This window comes from Pseudoroseomonas cervicalis ATCC 49957, from assembly GCF_000164635.1.
Taxonomy (GTDB): Bacteria; Pseudomonadota; Alphaproteobacteria; order Acetobacterales; family Acetobacteraceae; genus Pseudoroseomonas; species Pseudoroseomonas cervicalis.
Window position 1 is genome coordinate 34747 of the sequence record NZ_GG770777.1, and the last position, 2702, is coordinate 37448.

Annotated in this window: 3 protein-coding genes; 1 reads left to right on the forward strand and 2 read right to left on the reverse strand. The window is 73.6% G+C overall.

Annotation, left to right across the window (positions count from 1 at the left end; all coding sequences use genetic code 11):
• Positions 1-26: 26 nt before the first annotated feature.
• A complete protein-coding gene (gene proC / locus HMPREF0731_RS00150; protein WP_007001933.1) occupies positions 27-839 on the reverse strand; it encodes a pyrroline-5-carboxylate reductase in 813 nt (270 codons plus the stop codon).
• Between the two features lie 3 nt (positions 840-842).
• Entirely contained in the window at positions 843-1346 is a 504-nt protein-coding gene (locus HMPREF0731_RS00155) for a type III secretion system chaperone family protein (RefSeq protein WP_007001934.1), read from the reverse strand.
• A gap of 336 nt (positions 1347-1682) precedes the next feature.
• Between HMPREF0731_RS00155 and HMPREF0731_RS00160 the strand changes: the two genes are divergently transcribed.
• The gene (locus HMPREF0731_RS00160; RefSeq protein WP_007001936.1) at positions 1683-2624 is read left to right on the forward strand and encodes a DMT family transporter; all 942 of its coding nucleotides are present in this window, start codon (positions 1683-1685) and stop codon (positions 2622-2624) included.
• The last annotated feature ends 78 nt before the right edge of the window (positions 2625-2702 follow it).

A 2702-nucleotide genomic window follows, 5' to 3' on the forward strand; every position in this document is an offset into this window, starting at 1 on the left:
CCACCGGCCCGGTCCCGGCGGTCGCGCTACTGCGCCAGCTCGCGCGAGCGGGCGGTGGCGGCGGCGATCGCCTCCGACATCAGCTTCGGCCAGGCGTCGCTCGCCATCAGCACGGCCAGGGCCCGCTCGGTGGTGCCCTTCGGGCTGGTCACGTTGCGGCGCAGCTGTGCCGCATCCTCCTCGCTCGCCGCCAGCAGCGCGCCGGAGCCCGCCACGGTGCGCCGCGCCATGCGGCGGGCGAGCTCCGGCGGCAGGCCCTGCTCGATCGCCGCCTGCTCCAGCACCTCGGCCAGCAGGAAGACATAGGCCGGGCCGCCGCCGGAGACGGCGGTGACCGGGTCGATCAGCGCCTCCTGCTCCAGCCAGGCGACCTCGCCGATGGCCGAGAGCAGCGCGTCGCACAGCGCCACCTGCGCCTCGGTCACGCCGGGGCCGGGATAGGCGCAGGTGAAGCCCTGGCGCACCGCGGCCGGGGTGTTCGGCATGGCGCGCACGATCTGCGCGTGGCCGCCCAGCAGCGCGGTCATGCCGGCCACCGTCTTGCCGGCCATGATCGAGACCACCAGGGCGCCGGCGGCCGCGTGCCGGGCGAAGCCGGGCAGCGCCGCCTCGGCCTGCTGCGGCTTGGTCGCCAGCACGATGGCGGCGGGGCGGAACTTCTCCGGGATCTGCGTCGCATCGGTGCAGAGCGTCACGCGGCCCTCGAAGCCGGCGGCGGCGGCCGGGTAGGGCTCGACCACCACCACCTGCTCGACGCCGCGCTCCAGCCAGCCTTCCAGCATGGCGCCGCCCATCTTGCCGCAGCCGACCAGCAGGATCGGAGGCAGGGTCCCGGCCATGGCTCAGGCCTCGCCCACGCAGTCGAGCATGGCGGCCGCCAGCGCCTCGGCGGGCGGCTTGCCGCCCCAGAGCACGAACTGGAAGGCGGGGAAGAAGCGCTCGCATTCGGTGATGGCGATGTCCACCATGTCCTCCAGGCTCTCGGCGCTGGCGCCGGGGGCGCCGCGCAGCAGCACGGCGTGCCGGTAGACCGGCGCGCCATCCTCGCTGTCCAGGCCGAAATGGCCGATCCACAGCTTCTCATTGGCCAGCGCCAGCAGCTCATACAGCGGCGCGCGGCGGTTGGCCGGCACCTTCAGGTCGAAGGCGCAGGTGAAGTGCATCGCGCTGATCTCCTGCGACCAGGAGAAGAACAGCCCGTAATCGCACCATTTGCCGGGGGCTTCGACCGCCATCTCGCCATCCGAGCGGCGCTCGAACACCCACTCATTGGCGGCGACGATCTGCTCCAGGACATCCAGCGGATTGGCGGAACGGTCGCGGTCAACGGTCTGCAGGCCGGACATCGCGGCACCTCCTTCCCTCTGAGGGGGGACAGGGCCACCCAGATCTTGGGTGAAGCCGGATGCCCACACCACAAGGCAGTGGCATATCGCGCGGGCAAATCCCGCCGCAAGAGGCAAGACGCGAGTCTGCCGGTGTTTTCACCGCGCCGCAGCATCGGCGCCCGGCGCCGGCGCTGTCCTTGGGCATGCCGAGAAGAAGCTCACGCAGTATTTCATCCGGTAATCCGCAGGGCGGGGTTTCTGCGGCCTGTTCTTGCCTGGGCCCGCACCAGGCCGGGATTGGGGGACGGGCGCGGCGGATGGGCGGCGCGCCCGGCCCGGTCTAGGGTCGCGCCCATGTCCGCCGACTCCACCGCCTTGCCCGCCGCCCTGCCGCCACGGCCCGCTCCCCCTCCCGCCCCCCATGGCGTTCCGGGGCGGGAGCGCGCCATCGGCCTGGCCTGCGCCTTCGCCGTGGTGCTGGTCTGGTCCGGCTTCGCGCTGTCCGGCCGGCTCTCCGCCCGCCAGGCCTTCACGCCCTGGGATGTCGGCGCGCTGCGCTATGCCGGCTCGCTGCTGGCCGGGCTGGCGCTGGCCTGGCGCTTCGGTTGGCCGCGCCTGCCGCTTTACCAGATCGCCGGGCTGACGGCGGGGGCGGCCTTCGGCTTCCCGCTCGCCGCCTATTGGGGCTTCAGCTACGCGCCGGCCGCCCATGCCGGGGTGCTGCTGACCGGCATGCTGCCCTTCATCACCGCGCTGCTCGCCGCGCTCTGGCTGGGGGAGGGCTTCTCGCGCCAGCGCCTGCTCTCCCTCGGCGTCGTGGCGGGCGGCATCGCGCTGCTGGCCTCCGACACCTTCGCCGCCTATCCCGGCGCCTGGCGGGGCGATCTGCTGTTCCTGGCCGGCAGCTTCTCCTGGGCGGTGTTCACCGTGCTGCTGCGGCGCTGGCGGGTGCCGGCCATCACCGCCACCACCGTGCTCGCCCTCTACCCGCCCTTCCTCTATCTGCCGCTCTGGGCGCTGTTCCTGCCCTCGCAGCTGGCCGAGGCCGCGCCGGGCGCCATCGCCTACCAGTTCGTCTACCAGGGCTTCATCGCCGTGGTGGTGGCGGGCTTCCTGTTCTCCCGTGCCGTGGTGGCGATCGGCGGCGCTCTGACCACCACCATCACCGCGCTGACCCCGGCGCTCTCGGCGCTCGCCGCTTGGCCGCTGCTGGGCGAGGCGCTGGGGCCGCTCGGCCTGGCCGGGGTGGCGCTGGTCTCGCTGGGCATGGCGCTCGGCGTGCTGCGGGGGCGCTGAGCCATGCGCATCGCCCTCTGCCCCGCCGGGCTGCCCGGCACCCTGCCCGGGGCCGACCTGCTGGTGCTGCCGGCCGAG